This window comes from Streptomyces sp. NPDC058751 (genome assembly GCF_042746485.1).
Taxonomy (GTDB): domain Bacteria; phylum Actinomycetota; class Actinomycetes; order Streptomycetales; family Streptomycetaceae; genus Streptomyces.
The window spans coordinates 18,106-43,676 of sequence record NZ_JBHYPZ010000009.1 but is presented as its reverse complement, the minus strand read 5'-3'; the positions used below and the strand labels follow the sequence as shown (position 1 = coordinate 43,676).

General features: G+C 74.1%; 3 protein-coding genes. All 3 read right to left on the bottom strand.

The features are described 5' to 3' along the window. Genes ACFW6B_RS11050 through ACFW6B_RS11040 form a run of 3 tightly spaced genes read right to left on the bottom strand, consistent with a single transcriptional unit; the run spans nucleotide 1 to nucleotide 25,551 of the window. Nucleotides 1-1,248: a cytochrome P450 gene (locus ACFW6B_RS11050; protein WP_386594374.1), complete on the bottom strand. Its 1,248-nt coding sequence runs from the start codon at nucleotides 1,246-1,248 to the stop codon at nucleotides 1-3. 12 nt (nucleotides 1,249-1,260) lie between these two features. Then, complete coding sequence (locus tag ACFW6B_RS11045; protein WP_386594372.1) at nucleotides 1,261-1,476, bottom strand: MbtH family protein; 216 nt, start codon at nucleotides 1,474-1,476, stop codon at nucleotides 1,261-1,263. Between the two features lie 3 nt (nucleotides 1,477-1,479). Further along, the gene (locus tag ACFW6B_RS11040; protein WP_386594370.1) at nucleotides 1,480-25,551 is read right to left on the bottom strand and encodes a non-ribosomal peptide synthase/polyketide synthase; all 24,072 of its coding nucleotides are present in this window, start codon (nucleotides 25,549-25,551) and stop codon (nucleotides 1,480-1,482) included. Nucleotides 25,552-25,571 lie beyond the last annotated feature (20 nt).

Genomic DNA, 25,571 nt, shown 5'->3' with positions numbered 1-25,571 from the left:
TCAGTAGGTGAGCGGAAGCGCGGTGAGCCGCCGTTGCAGCGGGTTGGGCCGCCAGTCGAGGACCGCGTCGTCGGCCAGCCGCAGGTGCGGGAGCCGGCGGACCAGCGTGCCGACGGCCACCTCCGCCTGGAGCTTGGCCAGCGGGCCGCCGAGGCAGAAGTGCGGGCCGTTGCCGAAGCTGAGGTGCCGGTTGCCCGGGCGGGTCAGGTCGAGCCGGTCGGGGTCGTCGAAGCGCTCGGGATCCCGGTTGGTCGCGGCGAGGAACAGGTACGCCAACTCGCCCTCGCGCAGCGTCCGTCCGCCGATCTCGACGTCCTCGGCCACGACCCGGACGATCGCCTGGGTCGGCGTGTCGTAGCGGGCGAGTTCGTCGACGGCCGCGCGGATGAGTGCCGGGTCCTCGCGCAGCCGGGCCAGTTGGCCGGGGTGGCGCAGCAGGGCGAGCATGCCGTTCCCCACCAGGTGGGTGGTGGTCTCGTCGCCGGCGGTGATCAGGACGAAGCAGGTGGCCAGCAGTTCGGAGTCGGTGAGGCGGTCGTCCTGCGCCTGGGTGGCGACCAGGGCGCTGATGAGGTCGTCGCCGGGGTCGGCCCGGCGGCGGCGGACGAGGTGGGCGAGGTACTCCTCGTACTGCTCGATCGCCGCTTCGGACTCGTCGATGTCCTCGCTGAGCCGGCCGAAGCGGCGGAACCAGGTCTTGACCTGCGGGAGGTCCTCGGGCGGGATGCCGAAGAGCTCGCAGACGACGGACATCGGCAGCGGGGAGGCGACCGCCCCGATCAGGTCCATGGACGGCCCCGCCGCGACCGCCTCGTCGACGAGGCGGTCGACGATCCGCTGGATGCCGTCGCGCAGGGCTTCGACGCGCCGGGCGGTGAAGGCCCGGTTGGCCAGCTTGCGCAGCCGGGCGTGGTCCGGCGGGTCGGTGTTGCTCATCACCCGGCCGAGCCGGTCGGTGAGCCTGCTGAACGCCTTGAGGTCGCCGCCGAGCGCGGTGTAGGCGCGGGTCATCCGGTCTCGGTCGTTGGACAGCCGCAGGTCGCCGAGGGCCGCCTCGACGTCGGCGTAGCGGGTGAGGTACCAGATGCCCTGGGGGCTGCGGTGGACCGGGTCCTCGCGGCGCATGCGGGCGTAGAAGGGGTACGGGTCCCGGCGGGCCTCGGGCGTGAGCAGGGCCGCGGCGAGGTCGTCGGACCGGGCGGGGCCCGCGCTGTCGCGGGCCCCGCCGGTGGTTTCGGTCAGTGTCACTGCGAGGCCGCGCTACCGCTGGGCGTTCATGGCGTCGGCGAGGCTCCTGGGCCGCATGTCGGTCCAGTTCCGCTCCACGTACTCCAGGCAGGCGGCGTGGGTGTCGGGTCCGTGGGCGGCGCTCCAGCCGTCGGGGACGTCCGCGAACTGCGGCCACAGCGAGTGCTGGTTCTCGTCGTTGACGAGCACGAGGAAGGTGCCGTCCTGGTCCTCGAACGGGTTGGTCATGGGTCAGTCCTCCTGGTGGGAAAGGGTGGTGTCACCGGTGGCCTCGGCGAGGCGGGCGGCCAGGATCGGACCGATCTGGGCCAGTGAGCCGGCTTCGGTCATCCGGTTGTGCCGGGTGGTGATCTCGTGCGATTCGATCCGGCCGGCGATGTACGGGCGCCAGGTGTCGGGCCCCGCGTCGTCCCCGTCGCGGTCGATCGTGGAGTTGAACAGCAGCAGGTCGCCGTCGAACCCGGCGGGGACGAAGTCGACCGCCAGCTTCGAGTTGTTGATCATGATGTGGACGATGACCTCGATCTGCTGCTCCGTCAGGCCCTGCAGCGCGCTGCCCCGCCGGTTCAGGACCTCGGCGACCTCGCCGTAGGTCAGCTCCCGGTCGCCCAGCTCGTCCGGGTCGACGTCGAGCACGCCGACGAGCACGTCCCGCTCGGTGGGCACGGGCATCTCCTCGAACTTCACGTCCTTGACCGGGTAGGCGTCGAGGATGGCGAGGAGCGCGGTCCGCTCGCCGCGCGCCTGCAGCTCGCAGGCGAGCGCGTGGGCGATCAGCCCGCCGGCGGACCAGCCGAGCAGCAGGTACGGGCCCTCGGGCTGGATCTTGCGGATCTGGTCGGCGTAGTCGGCCGCCATCTCCTCGAAGGACGCCGGCAGGGGTTCGGGGCGGCCGAGGCCGCGCGCCTGGATCGCGTAGACCGGGTGCTGGGGACCGATGTGGTTCAGCAGCCCGCTGTACGACCAGCTGATGCCGCCGCCGGGGTGGACGCAGAACAGCGGCGTGCCGGTCCCGGTCGAACGCAGCGGCAGCACCACGTCCAACGCGTCGTCGGGATTGTCCATGACCAGGCGCTCGCTGAGACCGGCCACGGTCGGCGCCTCGAACAGCATGCGCAGGCCCAGCTCCAGGCCGAGGGTCTCGCGGACGCGGGAGGCCAGGCGGGCGGCCAGCAGCGAGTGCCCGCCCAGATCGAAGAAGTTGTCGTCGATGCTCACCTGTTCCCGGCCGAGGACCTCGGCGAAGAGGCCGCACAGCAGCTGTTCCCGCGGTGTCCGGGGGCCGCGTCCGGTGCCCGTCGTCCCGTACTCGGGGGCGGGCAGGGCGGCCCGGTCCAGCTTGCCGTTGGCGGTCAGCGGCAGCGCGTCCAGGGTGACGAACGCCGACGGCACCATGTAGTCGGGCAGGTCACGGCGCAGCCGCCCGGAGAGCTCGGCCGCCTCGGGCGCGCCCCCGGGGGCGGGCACCAGGTAGGCCACGAGCCTCTTGTCGCCGGGCCGGTCCTCGCGGGCGATCACGGCCGCCTGGGCGACGCCCGGGCAGCCCGCGAGGATCGCCTCGATCTCGCCGGGTTCGATCCTGAGGCCGCGGAGCTTGACCTGGTGGTCGGTGCGTCCGGCGAACTCCAGAGGACCTTCGGCGGGCCACCACGCCAGGTCGCCGGTGCGGTACATCCGGCTCCCGGGCGGCCCGTACGGGTCTGCGGTGAAGCGCTCCGCCGTCAGGCCGGGGCGGCCGAGGTAGCCGCGGGCCACGCCGGTCCCCGCGAGGTAGAGCTCGCCGACCAGGCCGGTGGGCACCGGCCGCAGGCGGTCGTCGAGGACGTAGGCGCGCATGTTCGCCATCGGCCCGCCGATCGGCACGGTCGCGGCGTTCTCGGGCAGGCCGTGCACCGGGTGGCGGGTGGCCAGGGTCGTGGCCTCGGTGGGCCCGTAGCCGTTGACCACCTCGATGCCGGGGCAGACCTCCAGCACCCGGGCGACGGCGGCCGGGGAGACCACGTCACCGCCGGTCCACACCTCGCGGACCCCCGCGAGCAGGGCCGGCCGCTCCTCGGCGACCAGGCGGAACAGGCCCGCCGTCAGCCACAGTCCGGTCACCCCGTGCGTGCTGATCGTGTGCTGGAGCAGGTCGAGGTCGAGCCGCTCGGGCGGTGCGACCACGATCCGGCCGCCGTTGAGGAGCGGCACCCACAGTTCGTAGGTCGAGAGGTCGAAGGCGGTCGGGGAGTGCATCAGCACCCGCTCGTGTCCCCCGCCGCGGTACTCGGGGGTGAGCGCGAGGCCCACCACGTCGCGGTGGGTGACGGCCACGCCCTTCGGCCGGCCGGTCGAGCCGGAGGTGTACATCACGTACGCCAACTGACTCGGGTCGCACGGGACTTCGGGATCGGACGCGTCGGGCTCACCCTCGACCAACGCGGTCAGCACGTCCTCGGTGAGGACCAGCGCGGCCCCGGACTCCCGGAGGATCAGGGCGATCCGGGACTGCGGGAAGCGCGAGTCGAGGGGCGCGTAGGCGCCGCCCGCCTTGACGATCGCCAGGAGCGCCACGACGAGGTCCGCCGAGCGGTCCAGCAGCACCGCGACCGGTGTCTCCGGTCGTACGCCCTGGCGGACCAGTGCCCGCGCGAGGCGGTTGGACCGCCGGTCGAGTTCCCGGTAGGTCAGCTCGGTGGCGCCCGCCACGACGGCCACCGCGTCCGGGGTGGCGCGCACCTGCCGGGCGAACAGCTCCGGCAGCGCCGCTTCGGGCAGCTCGAACGCGGCGCCGGTGGACTCGGACAGCAGCCGGCGGCGTTCCTCGCCGGACATGATGTCGATCCGGCCGATCGGCCGTCCGGGGTCGGCGACCACCGCGCGCAGCAGCCGTGCCCAGCGCTCGAACAGCAGCTCCACGGTGGCCGGTTCGAACAGGTCGGTGGCGTACTCCACCGCGCCGACCAGGCCGTCGGGGCTGCCGTCAGGACGGAACCGCTCGGCCAGGCTGAAGGTCAGGTCGACCCGCGAGGTCCCGGTCGACGCCTCCAGGTGGCCGGTCTCCAGGCCCGGCAGGGTGAACTCGCCCACCGGCGCGTTCTGCAGGGCCAGCATGATCTGGAACAGCGGGTGGTGCGACAGCGAACGGGCCGGGTTGACCACCTCGACCAGGTACTCGAACGGCACGTCCTGGTGGTCGTACGCGGCGAGCGCCTTCTGCCGTACCCGGCCGAGCAGTTCGGAGAAGCCGGGGTCGCCGCTGGTGTCGGTGCGCAGCACCAGGGTGTTGACGAAGAAGCCGACGAGGTCGTCCAGCGCCTGGTCGGTACGGCCGGCGATCGGACTGCCCACGGGGATGTCCGTGCCGGCGCCGAGCCGGGTGAGCAGCGCGGCGAGGCCGGCCTGGAGCACCATGAACATGCTGGCGCCGCGCTCGGCGGCCAGGTCCCGCAGTGCCTGGTGCAGTTCGGGTTCCATCCCGACCACGACCCGGCCGCCCCGCTGGGAGGCCACCGGCGGCCGGGGCCGGTCGGCGGGCAACTGCACCTGCTGCGGGATTCCCGCCAGCTCGTCCTTCCAGTAGGCCAGTTGCCGGGCGAACAGGCTGTCCGGGTCGGCGGCGATGCCGAGCAGGTCGCGCTGCCACAGCGTGTAGTCCGCGTACTGCACCGGCAGCGGGGCCCACCGCGGCTCCTCGCCCCGGCAGCGCGCCGTGTAGGCGGCCGCGAGGTCGCCGGAGAGCGGCCCCATCGACCAGCCGTCGGCGGCGATGTGGTGCACCACGACCAGCAGCACGTGCCGGTCGGGCGCGAGCGCGTACAGCTCGGCCCGGACCGGCGGCTCGGCGGCCAGGTCGAAGCCCCGCCGCGCCGTCCGCTCCAGCCGTTCGGCCAGCCGGCTCTCGTCGAGCTCGACCACCGGCAGTTCCGGGTACGCCCGCGAGGCGCTCAGCACGACCTGGTACGGCACGCCGTCCGTCTCGCGGAAGACCGTGCGCAGGCTCTCGTGCCGGGCGATCACGTCCGCGAGCGCGGCGTGCAGGGCGAGGCGGTCGAGTTCACCGTTCAGGCTCAGCGCGAGCGGCATGTTGTAGGTGGCGCTCGGCCCGTCCATCCGGTGCAGGAACCACAGGCGGCGCTGGGCGAAGGACAGCTCCACATTCCCCCGGCCTTCGGCCGGGGGTGCCCCCATGGGTCGCGGTTGTGCGGTCAGCGCGGGCCGCGCCGTGCCGGAGCCGTCGAGGCGGGCCGCGAGTCCTGCCACGGTGGGCGTCTCGAACAGCGTCCGGACCTCGAGCTCCGCGCCGAGGGCCGCCCGGACGCGGGAGGCCAGGCGGGTCGCCAGCAGCGAGTGTCCGCCCAGGTCGAAGAAGCTGTCCTCGACGCCGACCCGGGCCAGGCCGAGCACCTCGGCGAACAGCCCGGCGAGGAGCTGTTCCTGCGGGGTGCGCGGTGCCCGCCCGGCCGCGGCCGGGCCGAGGTCGGGCGCGGGCAGCGCGCGGCGGTCGAGCTTGCCGCTGGCCGTCAGCGGCAGCGTCTCCAGTGCCACGAACGCCGACGGGATCAGGTAGTCGGGCAGCCGCCCGCGCAGCCATTCGCGGAGTTCGCCGATGAGGGCGCCGGTGCCGCGGCTGCCCGTCGGACGGTTGGTCAGCGACGACAGCGGCCTGTCGGCGGTCCGGGCCGGCCGGTACGTCTCGGCCGGGGAGCCGTGCCGCGCCCGCTGGTCGGCGAAGACGACGTCCACGGCGTCGGCCGCGGCGGCCGACCAGGTGACGCCCACCCAGTGGTCGGACTCCCGCCCGAGGGCCCGGAAGTCCTCCGGGTCGGGGAGTCCGCTCTCCTCCGGGCCGTGCAGCCGCTCCAGCAACTCGGCGAGCGAGCCGTCGCCGTTCTGCACCGCCCGGGAAAGGGCGGCCTCGCGCAGCACCCGGCGGTTCGGCACCCCGGTGATCCGCAGCACGTCGGCGGACGGCCGGTCGAGGAGTTCGCGCAGCTCGTCCAACCCGGTGACCTGCCGCCCCCACTCCAGCTCGACCGTCCGGCCGGGGGCCGCCGGAACGACCGGGGCCTTGTGCAGCGTCACGTCGTAGCGGTAGCGGGTCAGTTCGTTGTGGTGGCGGCCGCTCTTGACCTCCACGGCCACCGCGCCGATGTCCGTGCCGTGCTCCCGCAGGACGGTGAAGAAGTCCGGGTCGACCAGGAGTTCCTTCTCCACCCTGACGGCCTGCTCCACCGCGCGGCGCACCGCCGCGAGGTCGCCGTCGGCACTCGTGCGGTGCAGCTGGACCGCGGTGGCCAGCGGGCGCAGCAGCCGCAGGTTGCGGACGTCGCCGACGAAGAGCGTCCCGCCGGGGGCGAGCAGCCGCATCAGCTTCCCGATCACGTCCGCGAGGTAGTCGGCGGACGGGAAGTACTGCACCACCGAGTTGATCACGATGGTGTCGAACCGCCCGGCCGGCAGACCGTCGGTGTCGTGCGCCGGGCGGGTCTCCAGCACGACGCGCCCGGTCAGATCGGCTTGCCGGGCGACCTGCGCGGTCAGCGCGTCGACCGCCGTGGCGGAGAAGTCCGTCGCCCAGTAGGACTCGCAGTGCGGCGCGATCTGCGAGAGCAGCAGTCCGGTGCCGACGCCGACCTCCAGCACCCGGCGGGGGCGCAGGGCCAGGATGCGGGCCACGGTGGCGTCCCGCCACTGACGCATCTGCTCGACCGGGATCGGGCTCGCGTCGTAACTGCTGTTCCAGCCGACGAAGTTCTGGCCGAAGCCCGCTTCCTCGGGGGCGATGGGCAGGGCGTCGTAGATGTCCTGCCACTCGCCCACGTGGTCCGCCTCCAGACCGCTGTCCCGGGTCTCGTCCTGCTTCGGGACGACGTAGCCGACGAGCCGGTCGTCCTTCGCGAGGACGGCGGCCCGGGCCACGGCCGGGTGCTCGGACAGCGCCGCCTCGACCTCGCCGGGCTCGACGCGGAAGCCGCGCACCTTCACCTGGTCGTCGGCACGGCCGACGTACTCCAGCTCTCCGGTGCCCAGCCAGCGCACCAGGTCCCCGGTGCGGTACATGCGCTCACCGGACCCGAACGGACAGGCGACGAACCGCCCGGCCGTCAGCCCCGGCCGGTTCAGGTACCCGCGCGCCAGTCCCGCGCCCGCGACGTACAGCTCCCCCGCCACGCCCGTCGGCACCGGCCGCAGCAGTTCGTCCAGCACGTACACCCGGGAGTTGGCGATCGGACGGCCGATCGGCGGCACGCCCGACCCCGGCGAGAGCGGGTCGCTCATGGTCGCGCACACCGTCGTCTCCGTCGGACCGTACGCGTTGATCATCCGGCGGCCCGGTGCCCAGCGGTCCACCAGCTCCGGCGGGCATGCCTCACCCGCCACCACCAGCGTCGGCACGTGCGCCGAGCCCTCCGGCACGGCGGCGAGGACGGACGGGGGCACGGTCACGTGGGTGACCGCGAGGTCCCGGTCGGTCAGCGCGGCCACCGGGTCCGCCGTCGGGGGCAGCACCAGGGCCGCGCCCCGCAGCAGGGCGGTGTAGATCTCCGACACCGAGGCGTCGAAGCTGGGCGAGGCGAACTGGAGCACCCGGCTGCCGGGTTCGATCGCGAAGCGCTCGATCTGCGCGGCGACCAGGCTCGCGACGCCTCCGTGGGCGACCACGACGCCCTTGGGACGGCCCGTCGAACCCGAGGTGTAGATGACGTAGGCCGGGTGCCGGACGTCGAGCGCGACCACGGGGTCGGGCTCCGGCCGGGAGGACACCTCGGTCACCAGCGCCGGGTCGTCGACCATCAGGGCCGGCCGCGCGTCGTCCAGCATGTACGCGATCCGTGCCGCCGGATACGCCGGATCCACCGGCAGGTACGCGGCCCCGGCCTTCAGCACGCCCAGGACGGCCACCACGGACTCCACCGAACGCGGCAGGGCCACCGCCACGACCTGCTCCGGACCGACACCCCGGGCGATCAGCGCGTGCGCGAACCGGTTCGCCCGGGCATCGAGTTGACGGTACGTCAACTCGACGTCACCGCAGACGAGCGCGACCGCGTCCGGCGTCGCCGCCACCTGCTCCGCGAACGCTTGGGGCACGGGAACGGCCGCCACCTCCCGGGCGGTCGCGTTGCCCCGCTCCAGCAGACGGTGCCGCTCGTCGGCGTCGAGGAGTTCGATCCCGCCGATCGACCGGTCCGGGTCGGCGGTAACCGCTTCGAGAAGCCGCGTCCAGCGAGTGACGAGCGTTTCGACCGTCGAGCGGTCGAACAGGTCGGTGGCGTACTCCACCGCGCCGACGATCCCCGCCGGGCTGGGGGCACCTCCCGGGCCGTCAGGCCCAGGCGGACCGTCCGGAGCGAACTGTTCGACGAGGCTCACGCCGAGGTCGAACTTGGCGGTGCCGGTGGCCACCGCGTAGGTGGCGACGTCCAGACCGGGCAGGGAGAACCGGCCCATCGGGGCGTTCTGCACGGCCAGGATGGTCTGGAACAGGGGGTGGTGGGACAGCGAGCGGGACGGGTTGAGTACTTCCACCAGGTGCTCGAAGGGCACGTCCTGGTGCGCGTACGCCGACAGCGCCGTCTCCCGCACCCGCCCCAGCAGCTCGGCGAAGCTCGGGTCGCCGCTGGTGTCGGTGCGCAGCACCAGCGTGTTCACGAAGAAGCCGACCAGATCGTCCAGCGCCTCGTCGGTGCGCCCCGCGATCGGAGACCCGATCGGGATGTCCGTGCCCGCACCCAGCCGCGTGTACAGCGCCGCCAGCGCCGCCTGCAGCACCATGAACAGGCTCGCGCCCGACTTCCGTGCCAACTCCACCAGGGAGGCGTGCAGTTCGGGACTCAGCTCCAGGCCGACGTGGTCCCCGTGCCGGCCTGCGACGGCCGGCCTCGGCCGGTCGGCGGGCAGCCGGAGCAGCTCCGGCAGATCGGACAGCTGACGCTTCCAGTAGTCGAGTTGTTCGCCGAACCGGCTCTCCGGATCGGCGGCGTCGCCGAGCAGGTCACGCTGCCACAGCGTGTAATCGGCGTACTGCACCGGCAGGACCGGCCAGTTCGGTGTGCGCCCTTCGCACCGGGCGGCGTACGCCTCGGCCAGGTCGCGGGCCAGCGGGCCGGTGGACCAGCCGTCACCGGCGATGTGGTGCATCACCAGCAGCAGCACGTGCTCGTCCGGCGCGAGCGCGAACAGCTCCGCCCGCAGGGGCGCCTCGGTCTCCAGGTCGAAGGGCCGCCGGGCGAACTCGGCGAGCCGCTCGAAGAGTTCGGCCTCCGGCACCTCGGTCAGCCCCGCCCGGGGCCGCGCCTCGGCCGGGTCCAGGACGCGCTGGCACGGTACGCCGTCGACCTCCGGGAAGGCCGTCCGCAGGCTCTCGTGCCGGACCACCACGTCGGCCAGCGCCTCGTCCAGCGCCGCCCGGTCGAGCGTCCCGGTCAGCCGGAGCGCCAGCGGGATGTGGTAGGTCGCGGCGGCGCCGTCCATGCGGTGCAGGAACCAGAGCCGGCGCTGCGCGAAGGACAGCGGCAACGCCTCCGGCCGCTCGTGCGCGGTCAGCGCCGGGCGGGCGTGGCCGGCTCCGGCCAGCGCCTCGGCCAGGCCCGCCACGGTGGGCGCGAGGAACAGCGCCCGCAGCCCCAGTTCCACACCGAGCACCGAGCGCACCCGCGCGGCCAGCCGGGTGGCGAGCAGGGAGTGCCCGCCCAGGTCGAAGAAGTCGTCGTCGACACCGACCCGCGGCACACCGAGCACCTCGGCGAACAGCTCGCACAGGATCTGCTCCTGCGGGGTGCGCGGCGCCCGGCCGGCCTCGGCCGGTCCGGGGTCGGGAGCGGGGCCGGGAGCGGGCAGGGCCGCCCGGTCCAGCTTCCCGTTCGGCGTCAGCGGCAGCACGTCCAGCACCACGAAGACGGCCGGCACCAGGTAGTCGGGCAACCGGTCACGCAGGTGCGCCGCCAGTTCCGCGGGACGGACAACTGTGCCGGGACGGGCCGCGACGTAGCCGACGAGCCGGTCGTCCTTCGCGAGGACGGCGGCCCGGGCCACGGCTGGGTGCTCGGACAGCGCCGCCTCGATCTCACCGAGTTCGACGCGGAAGCCGCGCACCTTCACCTGGTCGTCGGCACGGCCGACGTACTCCAGCTGATGGTCGCCCAGCCGGCGCACCAGGTCCCCGGTGCGGTACATGCGCCCACCGGTCCCGAACGGACAGGCGACGAACCGCCCGGCCGTCAGCCCCGGCCGGTTCAGGTACCCGCGCGCCAGTCCCGCGCCCGCGACGTACAGCTCCCCCGCCACCCCCGGCGGCACCGGCCGCAGCCGCTCGTCGAGGACGTACACCCGGAAGCCCGCGACCGGCCCTCCGATCGGCGGCACGCCGGAGCCCGGGGACAGCGGGTCGCTCATGGTCGCGCACACCGTCGTCTCCGTCGGACCGTACGCGTTGATCATCCGGCGGCCCGGTGCCCAGCGGTCCACCAGCTCCGGCGGGCAGGCCTCACCCGCCACCACCAGGGTGGTGGCCGTGAGGTCGGCGCTCTCCAGCGCGGCCAGGGCCGAGGGCGGAAGCGTCACGTGGGTGACGTCGAGCCGGCGGCCCGTCAGGGCCTCCAGCGGGGTCTCGGACGGGGCCAGGACGAGGGCGGCGCCGGTGAGCACGGCGCTGCACAGGTCCCAGAAGGACGCGTCGAAGCTGGGCGAGGCGAACTGGAGCACCCGGCTGCCCGGCGCGACGCCGAGCCTCTCGACCTGTGTCGCCACCAGGCCCGACACTCCGGTGTGGCTCACCACGACGCCCTTGGGCCGGCCCGTCGAACCCGAGGTGTAGATCACGTACGCCGGGTGCCGGGCGTCCACCACGACACCCGGATCGGTCTCCGGCCGGCTGAAGGCCTCGGCCACCAGTGCCGGGTCGTCGACCATCAGGGCCGGCCGCGCGTCGTCCAGCATGTACGCGATCCGTGCCGCCGGATACGCCGGATCCACCGGCAGGTACGCGGCCCCGGCCTTCAGCACGCCCAGGACGGCCACCACGGACTCCACCGAACGCGGCAGGGCCACCGCCACGGTCTGCTCCGGACCGACACCCCGGGCGATCAGCGCGTGCGCGAACCGGTTCGCCCGGGCATCGAGTTGACGGTACGTCAACTCGACGTCACCGCAGACGAGCGCGACCGCGTCCGGCGTCGCCGCCACCTGCTCCGCGAACAGCTCCGGCAGGCTCGCCCCGGCCGCTCCTCCCCCGACGGCGGGCAGCAGTTCGCCGCGCTCCCGGTCGGACAGCAGGTCGATCCCGCCGATCGGCCGGTCGGGCGCGGCGGCGACCGCGGCCAGCAGCCTGGTCCAACGGGCGGCCAGGGCCTCGACCGTCGGGCGGTCGAACAGGTCGGTGCTGTACTCGACCGCACCGCTCAGCCCGGCCGGCGCTCCGTCGGGTCCGTGCTCCTCCGCGAACCCGAAGGTCAGGTCGAGCCGCGCGGTTCCGGTGAGCACGGTCACCCCGGAGACCTTCAGGCCCGGCAGTTCGAAGTCGCCGCCCGGCGCGTTCTGGACGACCAGCCCGGTCTGGTACAGCGGGTGGTGGGACAGCGAGCGGGACGGGTTCAGCGCCTCCACCAGGTGCTCGAAGGGCACGTCCTGGTGCGCGTACGCCGACAGCGCCGTCTCCCGCACCCGCCCCAGCAGCTCGGTGAAGCTCGGGTCGCCGCTGGTGTCGGTGCGCAGCACAAGGGTGTTGATGAAGAAGCCGACCAGATCGTCCAGCGCCTCGTCGGTGCGCCCCGCGACCGGGGACCCGATCGCGATGTCCGTGCCCGCCCCCAGCCGCGTGTACAGCGCCGCCAGCGCCGCCTGCAGCACCATGAACAGGGTCGTACCCGAGCGTCGCGCCAACTCCGCCAGCGCCGTGTGCAGTTCGGCGTCGATCCGGAGTTCCAGCAGGTCGCCGCCGTACGACATGGTGGCCGGGCGCGGCCGGTCGGCGGGCAGTCGCAGCTGCTCGGGCAGCCCGGCCAGCGCCTCGGTCCAGTGGGCGACCTGGCGGGCGAACACGCTGTCCGCGTCGTGCTCGTCGCCGAGGATCTCGTGCTGCCACAGGGTGTAGTCGCCGTACGTCACCGGCAGCGGCGGCCATGCCGGCGCCCCGCCGGCCCGCCGGGCGGTGTAGGCGGTGGTGAGGTCGCGGGCCAGCGGGCCCATGGACCAGCCGTCACCGGCGATGTGGTGCATCACCAGCAGCAGCACGTGCTCGTCCGGCGCGAGCGCGAACAGCTCGGCCCGCAGCGGTACTTCCGAGGTCAGGTCGAACGCCCGTACCGCCGCCTCGCGCAGCAGGGCGGGCAGCTCCGCCTCGCCGGCCGCGCGCACGGTCAGCGGGGCGGCGGCCTCGGTGGTGTCCAGCACCCGCTGGTACGGGACTCCGGCGGTGTGCGGGAAGACCGTGCGCAGGGTCTCGTGCCGGGCCACCACGTCCGCGAGCGCGGCGCTCAGCGCGGCCCGGTCGAGGTCGCCGGACAACCGCAGGGCGAGCGGCATGTGGTACGTGGCGCTCGGCGCCCCGAACTGCTGGAGGAACCAGAGCCGGCGCTGGGCGAACGACAGCGGCATCGGTTCGCGGCGGGGCCTGGGGGCCAGGGCCTGTCGCGCGGTGCCCGCGTCGTGCAGCCCGGCCGCGATCCCGGCGGGCGTCGGCGCCAGGAACAGGCCGCGCAGCTCCAGCTCGACCCCGAGGGTCGCCCGGACCCGCGAGACCAGCCGGGTGGCGAGCAGCGAGTGCCCGCCCAGGTCGAAGAAGTCCTCGTCGACCCCGACCCGGGCGAGGCCCAGCACCTCGGCGAACAGCTCGCACAGGATCTGCTCCTGCGGCGTGCGCGGCGCCCGGCCGCCGGTGGTCGTGCCCGGCTCGGGCGCGGGCAGCGCCGCCCGGTCCAGTTTCCCGTTCGGGGTCAGCGGCAGCGCGTCGAGCAGCACGAACGCGGACGGCACCAGGTGGTCGGGGACGCGGTCGCGCAGGTACGCCGTCAGCGCCGTCGCGGTCGCCCCGGTCCCGGCCAGGGGAACGACGTACGCGACGAGCCGGTCCTCCCGGGCGAGCACCGCGACCTGGGCGACGCCCGGGTGCGTGGTCAGCTCGGCCTCGATCTCGCCCGGTTCGACCCGGAACCCGCGGATCTTCACCTGGTGGTCGGCCCGGCCCGCGAACTCCAGCTCCCCTTCGGCACTCCAGCGGACCAGGTCACCGGTGCGGTACATCAGCGCGCCGGCCGGACCGTACGGGTCGGCGACGAATCGCGTGGCGGTGAGCCCGGGCCGGTTCAGGTAGCCGCGGGCGAGGCCCGCTCCGGCGAGGTACAGCTCGCCCAGCACACCGGGGGCGACCGGCCGCAGCGCCGAATCCAGCACGTACACCCGGCAGTTGGCGATCGGCCGGCCGATCGGAACCGGCAGCGGGCAGTCGGCGGGGTCGGCCGGCAGCGGGTAGGCGGTGATCACATGGGTTTCGGCGGGGCCGTAGTGGTTGTGCAGCTCCCGGCCCGGCCGCCGGGCCTGGAAGAGGCGTACGGCGGCGCCGAGGCGCATCGCCTCGCCGGCCTGCGCGATCAGCCGCAGCTTCGGCAGTCCGAGTCCGGCCTCCTCGGCGGCCTCGGCCAGCGCCTCGACCACCAGGTTGGGCGCGAACAGTTCCTCGACCCCGTGCCGGTCCAGCCAGTGGGCGAACAGCTCGGCACTGCGGCGCTGTTCCTCGGTCGGTACCACGAGGGTCTTGCCGTACAGCAGCGCGGAGAGCGTCTCCTGCACCGAGACGTCGAAGCTGATCGCGGTGAACTGCGCTGTACGCGTGCCCACTTCGCCGCCGACGGACCCGTGGTGCCACGCCAGCAGGTTCAGCAGCCCGGCGGCGGGCATCACCACGGCCTTGGGCCGCCCGGTGGAGCCCGAGGTGTAGATGACGTAGGCCGGGTGCCGCGGGTCCACGGCGACGGCCGGGTCGTGCTCCGGCCACTCCCCGCCCGGTGCGACGGCCGCGAGGTCGTCGAGCACCACGGCCGGCCGCGCGTCGTCCAGCATGTACGCGATGCGGGCGGCCGGATAGTCGGGGTCGACCGGAAGGTAGGCCGCGCCCGTCTTGAGCACCGCGAGGACGGCGACCACCAGCTCGGCGGAGCGCGGCAGCCGCAGGGCCACGACCTGCTCCGGCCCCACCCCGCTCGCGATCAGCGCGTGCGCCAGGCGGTTGGCCCTGCGGTTCAGTTCCCGGTAGGTCAGCACGGTGTCCTCGAACACCACCGCCGGGGCCTCGGGGGCCGTCCGGACCCGCGCCTCGAACAGGGCGGGCAGCGTGGTGGCGGGCACCGGACGCGCCGTGTCGTTGCGTACGACCAGCAGCTCGTGCCGCTCCTCGGCGGTGAGGACGTCGATCCGGCTCAGCGGCCGGTCCGGCTCGGCGACCACCGCCGCCAGCAGCCGCAGCCACCGGGCGACCAGTGCCTGGACCGTGGCGGGGTCGAAGAGGTCGGTGCTGTACTCGACCCGCCCGACGATGCCCTCGGCGGGCCCCCCGGTGCCGCCGCGCTCCAGCAGGTGGAAGCCGAGGTCGAACATCGCCGTCGGCGTCCGCACCAGGACGATCTCGGCGGTCAGACCGCTCAGCGTGAACTCGGTTCGGGGCACGTTCTGCAGCGCGAGCAGCACCTGGAACAGCGGCTGACGGGCGAGCGACCGGGACGGGTTGAGTGCTTCGACGACGTGCTCGAACGGCAGGTCCTGGTGGGCGTACGCGGCCAGCGCGGTCTCCCGGACCCGGCCGAGCAGCTCCGCGAAGGTCGGGTCGCCGCTGGTGTCGGTGCGGAGCACCAGGGTGTTGACGAAGAAGCCGACGAGGTCGTCCAGGGCCTGGTCGGTCCGGCCGGCGATCAGGCTTCCGACCGGGATGTCCGTCCCCGCGCCGAGCTTGTCCAGCAGCGCCGCCAGGGCGGCCTGCAGCACCATGTAGGCGCTGGCGCCGTGCTCCCGGCCCAGCCGGACGAGACCGGCGTGCAGTTCGGCGTCCAGTTCGATCGCGAGGTGGCCTCCGGAGTAGGAGGGGGTCGCGGGGCGAGGACGGTCGGCGGGGAGCCGGATCTGCTCCGGAAGATCCGCCAGCTGCCCGGTCCAGTAAGCCTGCTGGCGGGCGAACAGGCTGTCCTGGTCGGCCGCGTCGCCGAGCAGTTCGTGCTGCCACAGGGTGTAGTCGGCGTACTGCACCGGCGGTGGCGTCCACCGCGGTTCCTCGCCCCGGCGGCGTGCCGCGTACGCGGTGGCCAGGTCGGCGGCCAGCGGGCCGAGCGACCAGCCGTCGCCGACGATGTGGTGCATCACCAGGAGCAGCACGTGCTCGTCCGGTGCCGTCGCGAACAGCTCGGCGCGCAGCGGCGGTTCGGCCGCGAGGTCGAATCCGCGCACCGCGGTCGCCGTCAGCAGCTCCGGCAGGCCGGTCTCGTCGGCCTGGGTGACCGACAGCCTTGGGCGCGCCTCACCGGTGGCCAGCACCTGCTGGCAGGGCACGCCGTCCACGGCCGGGAAGACCGTGCGCAGGGTCTCGTGCCGGTCGGTGAGGTCGCCCAGCGCAGCCTCCAGGGCCGCCAGGTCCAGCGGTCCCGAGAGCCGCCAGGCGAGCGGCATGTTGTAGACCGAGGCGGCGCCTTCCAGCTGGCGCAGGAACCACAGCCTCCGCTGGGCGGACGACAGCGGCACCCTCTCGGGCCGCTCCGCCCGCCGCAGGGCGAGCCGGGCCCGGTCCGCGCCGCCCAGACCGGCGGCCAGCCCGGCCGGCGTCGGGGTCTGGAACAGGGTGCGCAGCGCCAGTTCCACGCCCAGGGCCGCACGGATCCGGGCCACCAGCCGGGTGGCGAGCAGGGAGTGCCCGCCCAGGTCGAAGAAGTCGTCGTCGGCACCGACCCGGGGCAGGCCGAGGACCTCGGCGAACAGGTCGCACAGGATCTGCTCCTGAGGAGTGCGCGGGGCCCGGCCGGACCGCGTCACGGTGACCTCGGGTTCGGGCAGGGCGCGCCGGTCCAGCTTGCCGTTGGCGTTCAGCGGCAGGACGTCGAGGGAGACGAACACGGCGGGCACCATGTAGTCGGGCAGCCGCTCGCGCAGGTGCGCCCGCAGGTCCTCCGGCCGGAGCTCCGCCCCGGTGACGGGCACCAGGTAGGCGACCAGGCGGGCGTCCCGCCCCCGGTCCTGCCGGACGATCACGGCGGCCCGCGCGACCTGCGGGTGCTCCGCCAGTGCCGCCTCGATCTCGCCGAGCTCGATCCGGAAGCCGCGGACCTTGACCTGGTCGTCGGTACGGCCGAGGAACTCCAGGTTCCGGTCCGGACCCCACCGCACCAGGTCCCCTGTGCGGTACATCCTCGTGCCGGCCGGACCGAACGGGTCCGCCACGAACCGTCCCGCGGTCAGCCCCGGCCGGTTCAGGTAGCCGCGGGCCAGCCCCGCACCGGCGATGTACAGCTCACCCGGCACACCCTCGGGCACCGGCCGCAGCGCGGCGTCGAGCACGTGCAGCCGGACACCGCCGAGCGGCCGGCCGATCACCTGGCGCGGGCTCGACTCCAGCGGCGCGACGACCGCGTCCACCGTGCACTCGGAGGGCCCGTAGTAGTTCAGGAAGGACACCCCGTCGACTGCCCTCAGCCGCTTCCACAGCTGGTCCGGAACGGCCTCCCCGCCCATCGAGACCACCGCCGGACACCACCGCGGGTCGTCCAGAAGCCCCCGCTCGACGAGGACCTGCAGGTAGGACGGGGTGGCGTTGACGTAGTCCAGCCCGGCGCGCGCGGCGTACTCGACGAAGGCGTCCGGGTCGGACCAGGTCTCCTCGTCCGGGATGTGCAGCTCGTGGCCCGCGTACAGGCAGGACATCTGGTCGCAGGAGGCGTCGAAGGACACCGAGGTGGTCAGCCCCACCCGCAGCCGTTCCTTCGTCCGCCGGGAGAACAGCAGCGATCGCTGGTCGGCGAACAGGTTGCGCAGGCCGCCGTGCGTCACCACCACGCCCTTGGGCCGTCCGGTGGAACCGGAGGTGTAGATGACGTAGACCGGGTGGTCCTGGTCGACGGCCACCATCGGGTCGGCCGCCGGGCACGCCGCCACCAGGGCGGCCGTCTCCGGGGCGTCGAGCACCAGCCGTCCGGCGGGCCCGGCCTCGGGCAGCCGGTCCCGGGTGCGGGAGTCGGTGACCATCAGGACCGGCCGGGCGTCGTCGAGCATGTACGCGATCCGGGCGGCCGGGTACTCGGGGTCGACCGGGACGTACGCCGCACCGGTCTTCAGCACCGCGAGGATCGCCACCACCAGCTCGGCCGAGCGCGGCAGGGCCACCGCCACCAGCCGCTCCGGACCCGCTCCCCGCGCGATCAGCGCGTGCGCCAGCCGGTTCGCCCGCGCGTCCAGCTCCGCGTACGTCAGCGATGTCTCAGGACCCACCACCGCAACGGCGTCCGGAGTCGCACGCACCTGGTCCCGGAACAGCTCCGGCAGGCTCTCGGTGAAGGCGTGGGCCGTCGGGCCGGTGCCCAGTGCCGTCAGCTCGCCGCGTTCCTCGGCGGTGAGCAGGCCGAACCGGCTGAGCCGCTGCCGCGGGTCGGCGACCGCGGCACGGAGCAGCCGGACCCACCGCCCGAGCATCGTCTCGACGGTGGCCGGGTCGTACAGGTCGGCGGCGTACTCGACGGACACGTCGATCCCCTCCGGGGTGGGGGCACCTCCCGGGCCGCCAGGCCCAGGGGGACCGTCCTCCGCGTGCCGCTCGGACAGCGTGAAGATCAGGTCGAGCTTGGCGGTGACCGACGCCGACGGCACGTCGCCGACGCGCAGCCCGGGCGGCGCGAAGTCGGCCCGGGGCGCGTTCTGCAGCACCAGCATGACCTGGAACAGCGGGTGGTGCGCCAGCGACCGGACCGGGTTGAGGGCCTCGACCAGGTATTCGAACGGAAGGTCCTGGTGCGCGTACCCGGCCAGCGCGGTGTCCCGGACCCGGTCCAGCAGTTCGGCGAACGTCGGATCGCCCGAGGTGTCGGTACGGAACACCAGGGTGTTGACGAAGTAGCCGACCAGCTCGTCCTGGGCCTGGTCGGTCCGGCCCGCGACCGGGCTGCCGACCGGGATGTCGTCGCCCGCGCCGAGCTTGCTCAGCAGCGCCGCCAGCCCGGCCTGGAGCACCATGAACAGACTGGTGCCGTGGGCGCGGGCGAGTTCGCGCAGACCACGGTGCAGCTCGGCGTCCAGTCCGGCGCGCACGGAACCGCCCTGGTGCGAGGCGACCGCCGGGCGGGGCCGGTCGCCGGGGAGCTGGAGCTGCTCGGGCAGTCCGGCCAGTGCCTTCGTCCAGTAGGCCGCCTGGCGGGCGAACAGGCTGTCCTCGTCGGCCCCGTCGCCGAGCAGCTCGTGCTGCCACAGGGTGTAGTCCGCGTACTGGACCGGCAGCTCCTCCCACTGCGGCTCCTCGCCACGGTGGCGCGCCGCGTAGGCGGTGGTCAGTCCCTGCGTGAGCGGGCCCAGCGACCAGCCGTCGCCGGCGATGTGGTGGAGCACCACCTGGAACACGTGCTCGTCCGCCGCCAGCTCGAACAGCCCGGCACGCAGCGGCACGTCGACCGCCAGGTCGAACGGACGGGCCTTCGCCTCCGCCATGACGGCCTGCAGGTCGGCCTCGGTGGTCCGGCTCACGAGCAGCCGCGGGCGGCCCGCCACGACGTCCAGCACCCGCTGGTACGGCACTCCGTCCACCGCCGGGAAGACGGTGCGCAGGCTCTCGTGCCGGGCCACCACGTCCGCCACGGCGGCCTCCAGGGCCCGCCTGTCCAGATCTCCGGACAGCCGCCAGGCCAGGGAGATGTGGTAGTTCGCGCTCGCGCCCTCCAACTGGTGCAGGAACCACAGCCGCCGCTGCGCGAACGACAGCGGAACCTCCCCCTGGCCTTCGGCCGGGGGTGCCCCCACGGGGCGCTCGCGCCGTACCAGGGCGGCCTGCGCCGGTCCGGCGGCGACCAGGGCGGCGGCCAGGCCGGCCGGGGTCGGCGCCTCGAACAGGGTGCGCAGCGGCATCTCCACGCCGAGCGTCGCGCGGATCCGGGCGGCCAGGCGGGTGGCCAGCAGCGAGTGTCCGCCGAGGTCGAAGAAGCCGTCCTCGACGCCGGCCGACGCCACGCCCAGAACCTCGGCGAACAGTTCGCAGAGGATCTGCTCCTGCGGGGTGCGCGGGGCGCGGGAGGAGGCCGCCGGGGCGAGGTCGGGGGCGGGCAGCGCCCGGTGGTCCAGTTTTCCGTTGGCGGTCAGCGGCAGCGCGTCCAGCGCGACGAACGCCGACGGCACCATGTACTCCGGCAGCCGCTCGCGCAGGTGCCCGCGCAGGTCGGCCGGACTCGGTGCGGCGCCCGCGGCCGGCACCAGGTACGCGGCCAGCCGGGTGTCGTCGGCCCTGTCCTTCCGGGCCAGGACGGCGACCTGGGCGACGCCGGGGTGCGCGGCCAGCGCCGCCTCGATCTCACCGAGCTCGATCCGGAAGCCGCGCACCTTCACCTGCTGGTCGGCCCGGCCGACGTAGCGCAGGCTGTTGTCCGCCGCGCGGCGCACCACGTCGCCGCTGCGGTACATCCGCGATCCCGGCGGTCCGAACGGGTCGGCCACGAAGCGCCCGGCGGTCAGGCCGGGCCGGTCCAGGTAGCCGCGTGCCAGTCCGGCGCCCGCCACGTACAGCTCGCCGGGCACGCCCGGGGCCACCGGCCGCAGGTGGGCGTCCAGTACGTACGTCCGCAGGTCCCCGATGGCCGTGCCGATCTGGCCGGCGGCGGTTTCGGCCCGGTCGAGCGCCGCGTACGTGACGTGCACCGTGGTCTCGGTGATGCCGTACATGTTGACCAGCAGCGGCGCGTCCGGGTGCCGCTCGTACCAGCTCGCCAGCCGGGCGTGCTCCAGCGCCTCACCGCCGAACACCACCGTGCGCAGCGCGAGCGAGCGGCTCGTCTCCGGGGTCTCCGCGTCCGCCTGCATCAGCTGGTGGAACGCGGACGGCGTCTGGTTGAGCACGGTCACCCGCTCGCGGGCGAGGAGCTCCAGGAAGCGGCCGGGCGAACGGCTGGTCTCGTGGTCCACGACCACCAGACGGCCGCCGTGCAGCAGCGGACCCCACAGCTCCCACACCGAGAAGTCGAAGGCGTAGGAGTGGAAGAGCGTCCAGACGTCGTCGGCCGAGAAGCCGAACAGCTCCTCGGTGGTACCGAACAACCGCACCACGTTCCGGTGCGTGACCACCACGCCCTTGGGGTTGCCGGTGGACCCGGAGGTGTGGATGACGTAGGCGGCGTGGCCCGGGTCGACGGACACCTCCGGATCGGTGTCCGGCAGCCCGTCCAGGTCGGTGGTGTCCAGCAGCAGCCGGTCCACCGCCTCCGCGCCCGGCAGGTCACCGATCCGGCTCGTGGTCACGAGCAGCGCGGGCCGGGCGTCCTGGAGCAGATAGGCGATCCGGGCGGCCGGGTAACAGGGGTCCACCGGCACGTAGGCGCCGCCCGCCTTCAGCACCGCGAGGACGGCCACCACCTGCTCCGCCGAGCGCGGCAGGGCCAGCGCCACGCGCTGCTCCGGGCCCACTCCCCGGTCGATCAGGGCGTGCGCGAGCCGGTTCGCGCGGGCGTTCAACTCGCCGTACGTCAGGGTGACTTCGCCGTCCGTGAGGGCGGCGGCGGCCGGGTTCGCCCGTACCTGCCGCTCGAACAACGCGGTCAGGCCGCTCTCCGACGGCTCCTCGCTCCGGCCGGTGGGCGCCGGGAGCAGGGCGCGGAGCTCGTCGGCGGACAGCACGTCCACCTGGCCGATCCTCCGGCCGGGGTCGGCGGCGACGGCGCGCAGCAGCCGCAGCCACCGCTCGACGATCCCGGTCACGGTGGCCTCGTCGAACAGGTCGGTGCTGTACTCCACCACGCCCGACAGACCGTCCTCGCCGGGCTGTTCGGCCAGGATGAAGGTCAGGTCGCACTTGGCCGTCCCGGTGTGGACCAGGTCGGTCGCCACCCGCAGCCCCGGCAGGTCGAACGTGCCGAGCGGCGCGTTCTGCAGGGTGATCATGGTCTGGAACAGCGGGTGGTGCGCCAGCGTCCGGGCCGGGTTGAGCGCCTCCACCAGGTGCTCGAACGGCACGTCCTGGTGCGCGTACGCGGCCAGCGCGTCGGTGCGCACCCGGCCCAGCAGTTCGGTGAACGACGGGTCGCCGGAGAGGTCGGTGCGCAGCACCAGGGTGTTGACGAAGAAGCCGACCAGATCGTCCGCGGCCTCGTCGGTGCGTCCGGCGATCGGCGTGCCGACCGGGACGTCGGTCCCCGCACCGAGCTTGCCCAGCAGGGTGGCCAGCCCGGCCTGGAGCACCATGAACAGGCTGGCCCCGCCGTCGCGGGCGAGCGTCCGCAGGCCCTGGTGCAGCTCGGTGTCGATCCGCACCGGCAGATGGGCGCCCCGGTAGGACATCGCGGCCGGCCGGGGCCGGTCGAACGGCAGCTCCACCTGCTCCGGAAGGCCCGCCAACCGATCACGCCAGTAAGCGAGTTGGCCGTTCAGCAGGCTGTCCGGGTCCGAGCCGTCGCCGAGCAGCTCCCGCTGCCAGAGGGCGTAGTCGGCGTACTGGACCGGCAGCGGCGACCACTCCGGCTTCGTACCCTCGGCGCGGGCCTCGTAGGCGGCCGTGAGGTCCCGCGAGAGCGGCCCCGTCGACCAGCCGTCGCCGGCGATGTGGTGCACCACCAGCAGCAGCACGTGCTCCTCGGCCGCCACCTGGAAGAGTTCGGCGTGCAACGGCGGCTCCTCGGCGAGGTCGAAGCCGTACCGGGCCGCCTGTGCCAGCCGCTGTGGCAGCTCGTGTTCGCCGAGCTCGGTCATCCGCAGCCGCGGCCGGGCCTCCTCCGGGTCCAGCACCCGCTGGCACGGCACGCCGTCGGCCGTCGGGAAGACGGTGCGCAGGCTCTCGTGCCGCTCGACCACGTCCGCCAGGGCGGATTCCAGGGCCCCTTGGTCCAGGCTCCCGGACAGCCGCAGGGCCAGCGGGATGTTGTAGGTGGCGCTCGGGCCCTCCATGCGGTGCAGGAACCACAGCCGGCGCTGCGCGAAGGACAGCGGGACGGTCTCCGGCCTCTCGCGCCGCCCCAGCGCCGGACGCGCCCGGCCCGCGACGTCCACGGCCGCCGCCAGTTCCGCCGGCGTCGGCGCGTCGAACAGGTCGCCGAGCCGCAGCTCCACGCCGAGGACCGAGCGGACCCGGGCGACCAGCCGGGTGGCCAGCAGAGAGTGCCCGCCGAGGTCGAAGAAGCTGTCGTCGGGGCCGGGCTCGGACACCCCGAGCACCTCGGCGAACAGCCCGACGAGCAGGTGCTCGGTCGCGGTCCGCGGTGCGCGGCCCGGCGCGGCGGGCCGTCGCCCGGGGGCCGGCAGGGCGCGCCGGTCGAGCTTGCCGTTCGGGGTCAGCGGCAGCGCGTCCAGCACGACGAACGCCGACGGCAGCATCTGCCGGGGCAGCCGGTCCCGCAGGTGGTCGCGCAGGGCGGTGTCGGTCACGGCGGCACCGGGCGCGGGCACCGCGTAGGCGACCAGACGGGGTTCCTCCTCGGTGCGCACCGTCACTGCGGCCCGGGCGACCTGGGGGTGTTCGGCGAGGACGGCCTCGATCTCGCCGAGCTCGATGCGGAAGCCGCGGAGCTTGACCTGGTCGTCGGTGCGGCCGAGGAACTCCAGGTTCCCGGCCGCGTCCCAGCGCACCAGGTCCCCGGTGCGGTACATCCTCGACCCGCTCGGTCCGAACGGGTCGGCGACGAACCGTCCGGCGGTCGGCCCCGGCCGGTTCAGGTAGCCGCGGGCCAGCCCCGCGCCCGCGATGTACAGCTCACCCGCCGCGCCGGCCGGCAGCGGCCGCAGGGCACCGTCGAGCACGTACAGCCGGGTGTTGGTGACCGGTCGGCCGATCACCGGACGCGGGCTCGAACCCATCGGCGCGACCACCGAGTTGACGGTGCATTCGGACGGTCCGTAGAGGTTGAGGCAGGACACGCCCTCCACCGCCCGCAGCTGCTCCCACAGCCGCTCCGGGACGGCCTCTCCGCCCGCCGCGACCAGTGCCGGACGCCACTGCGGATCACTCAACAGCCCGTGGGAAACAAGTACTTGGAGGTAGGACGGGGTGGCTTCGATGTAATCCAGTCGGCGGCGCGCCGCGTAACCGACGAAGGCGTCGGGATCGGTCCAGGTCGCGTGTTCCAGGACGTGCAGCTCGTGCCCCCCGAACAGGGCGAGCAGCTGGTTCCAGGAGGCGTCGAAGGACACCGAGGTGGTCAGCGCCACCCGCAGTCGCCTCCGCTCCCCCAGCAGCGGCGCGAGGTGCACCTGCCGGAGGTCGGCGAGCAGGTCGAGCAGGCCGCCGTGGGTCGGCAGCACGCCCTTGGGCCGTCCGGTGGAGCCGGAGGTGTGGATGACGTACGCCGGGTGACTCGGATCGACGGCCACCATCGGGTCCGTCGCCGGGCACGCCGCCACCAGGGCGGCCGCCTCCGGGGCGTCGAGCACCAGCCGTCCGGCGGGCCCGGTCTCCGGCAGCCGGCCCCGGGTGCGGGAGTCGGTGACCACCAGGACCGGCCGGGCGTCGTCGAGCATGTACGCGATCCGGGCGGCCGGGTACTCGGGGTCGACCGGGACGTACGCCGCACCGGTCTTCAGCACCGCGAGGATCGCCACCACCAGCTCGGCCGAACGCGGCAGGGCCACCGCCACCAGCCGCTCCGGACCCGCTCCCCGCGCGATCAGCGCGTGCGCCAGCCGGTTCGCCCGCGCGTCCAGCTCCGCGTACGTCAGCGAGAGGTCGCCGCACACCAGCGCGACCAGGTCCGGAGTCGCCCGGACGTGCTCCCGGAACAGCTCCGGCAGGCTCGCGGCCGGGACCTGCGCCACCGGCCCGGTGCCGAGCGCCGCCAGTTCGCGGCGCTCCTCGGCGGTGAGCAGTTCGATCCGGGCCACCGGCTCGTCCTGGTCGCAGTCCGCGAGGGTGTCCAGCAGGGCGAGCAGCCGCTCCTGGTGGGCGGCGAGGTCGTCGTCGCCGTACGCCTGCGGCGAGCCGTGCAGCCGGAGCAGCGGCGGGTTGCCGTCCCTGTAGTCGAAGACCCAGACGGCGACGTCGGTGGTCGACCCGGACACGAAGTGGTGCACGTCGGCCGGGTGCCCGGCGAAGCTCGGCCTGGAGTTGAAGGCCATGATGTTGACGATCAGCGGGAACGCCGTCCCGATGCCGCCGGGGGCTCCGAGGTCCCGCAGCAGGTCCTCGCTGCGGTAGCGCTCGTGCGCGACGGCCGTCTCGACCTCCCGCGCCGCCTGGGCCACGAGTTCGCGCCACGGCATGTCCGGCCGCACCGTCAGCCGCAGCGGCACCACGTTGGACATCGTGCCCGGCACCGCCGTCAGGTCGCGGTCGGCGCCCCGGCGGGCGGTGACGGGCAGGGCGAGCACCACGTCCTGGTCGCCGGTCAGCCGGTGGGCGTAGAGCGCCGTCGCCGCGACCACCAGCCGCGACCACCGGACGCCGCAGCGTCCCGCCGCCGCCCGCAGGGCGTCCGGGCGGCGCAGTTCCCGCTCTCCGGCCACCCGGAGGGCGCGGTGCGGGTCGGTCGCGGAGGTGTCGGTGAGCCGGGTCGGGGCGGGCAGGTCGGCGAAGCGCCCGGTCCAGTAGGCGCGGTCGGCGGTGAAGTCGGCGGAAGCGCGGTAGGCGGCGTCGCTGTCGACCAGGTCCCGCAGCGAGCCGAACGGGCAGGGCGGTACGGCGCCGCCCCCGGCCAGTGCCGAGTACACCTCGCCGACCCGCTGCCGGAGCATGGAGCTGCTGATCGCGTCCAGCACCACGTGGTGGTAGTTCAGGTACCAGAGGTACTCCGTCGGCGACGCCTTGATCAGCGCGTGGCCGAACAGCGGGTCACGGGCGAGGTCCAGCGGGCGCAGCAGGTCCCGCTCCATCCATTCCAGGGCCGCCGCCCGGGGGTCGGGCTCCCCGCTGAGGTCGAGGTGGGCCGGAGCCCAGTCCCAGCTCTCCCGGAGGACCTGGCGCGGGCCCTCTCCGTCGTCGACGAAGGTCACGTGCAGGGCGTCGACCTCGTCGACCACCCGGCGCAGCGCGGTCTCGAACGACTCCCGGTCCACCGGCCCGTGGATCTCCAGGCACTCGCCGACGCGGTAGCCCGGGATCGGCGTCCGGGAGCTCTGCTCGGCGAGCCAGATCTCGCGCTGGGCCGCTGTCAGGGGAAGGGAGCCGCCGTCGCGACGGGACATGGGGGGATACCTCCAGAAGT

Coding starts and splice junctions, on each gene's coding strand:
- ACFW6B_RS11045 (WP_386594372.1), bottom strand. CDS start 1,476: ATGACCAACCCGTTCGAGGACCAGGACGGCACCTTCCTCGTGCTCGTC.
- ACFW6B_RS11040 (WP_386594370.1), bottom strand. CDS start 25,551: ATGTCCCGTCGCGACGGCGGCTCCCTTCCCCTGACAGCGGCCCAGCGC.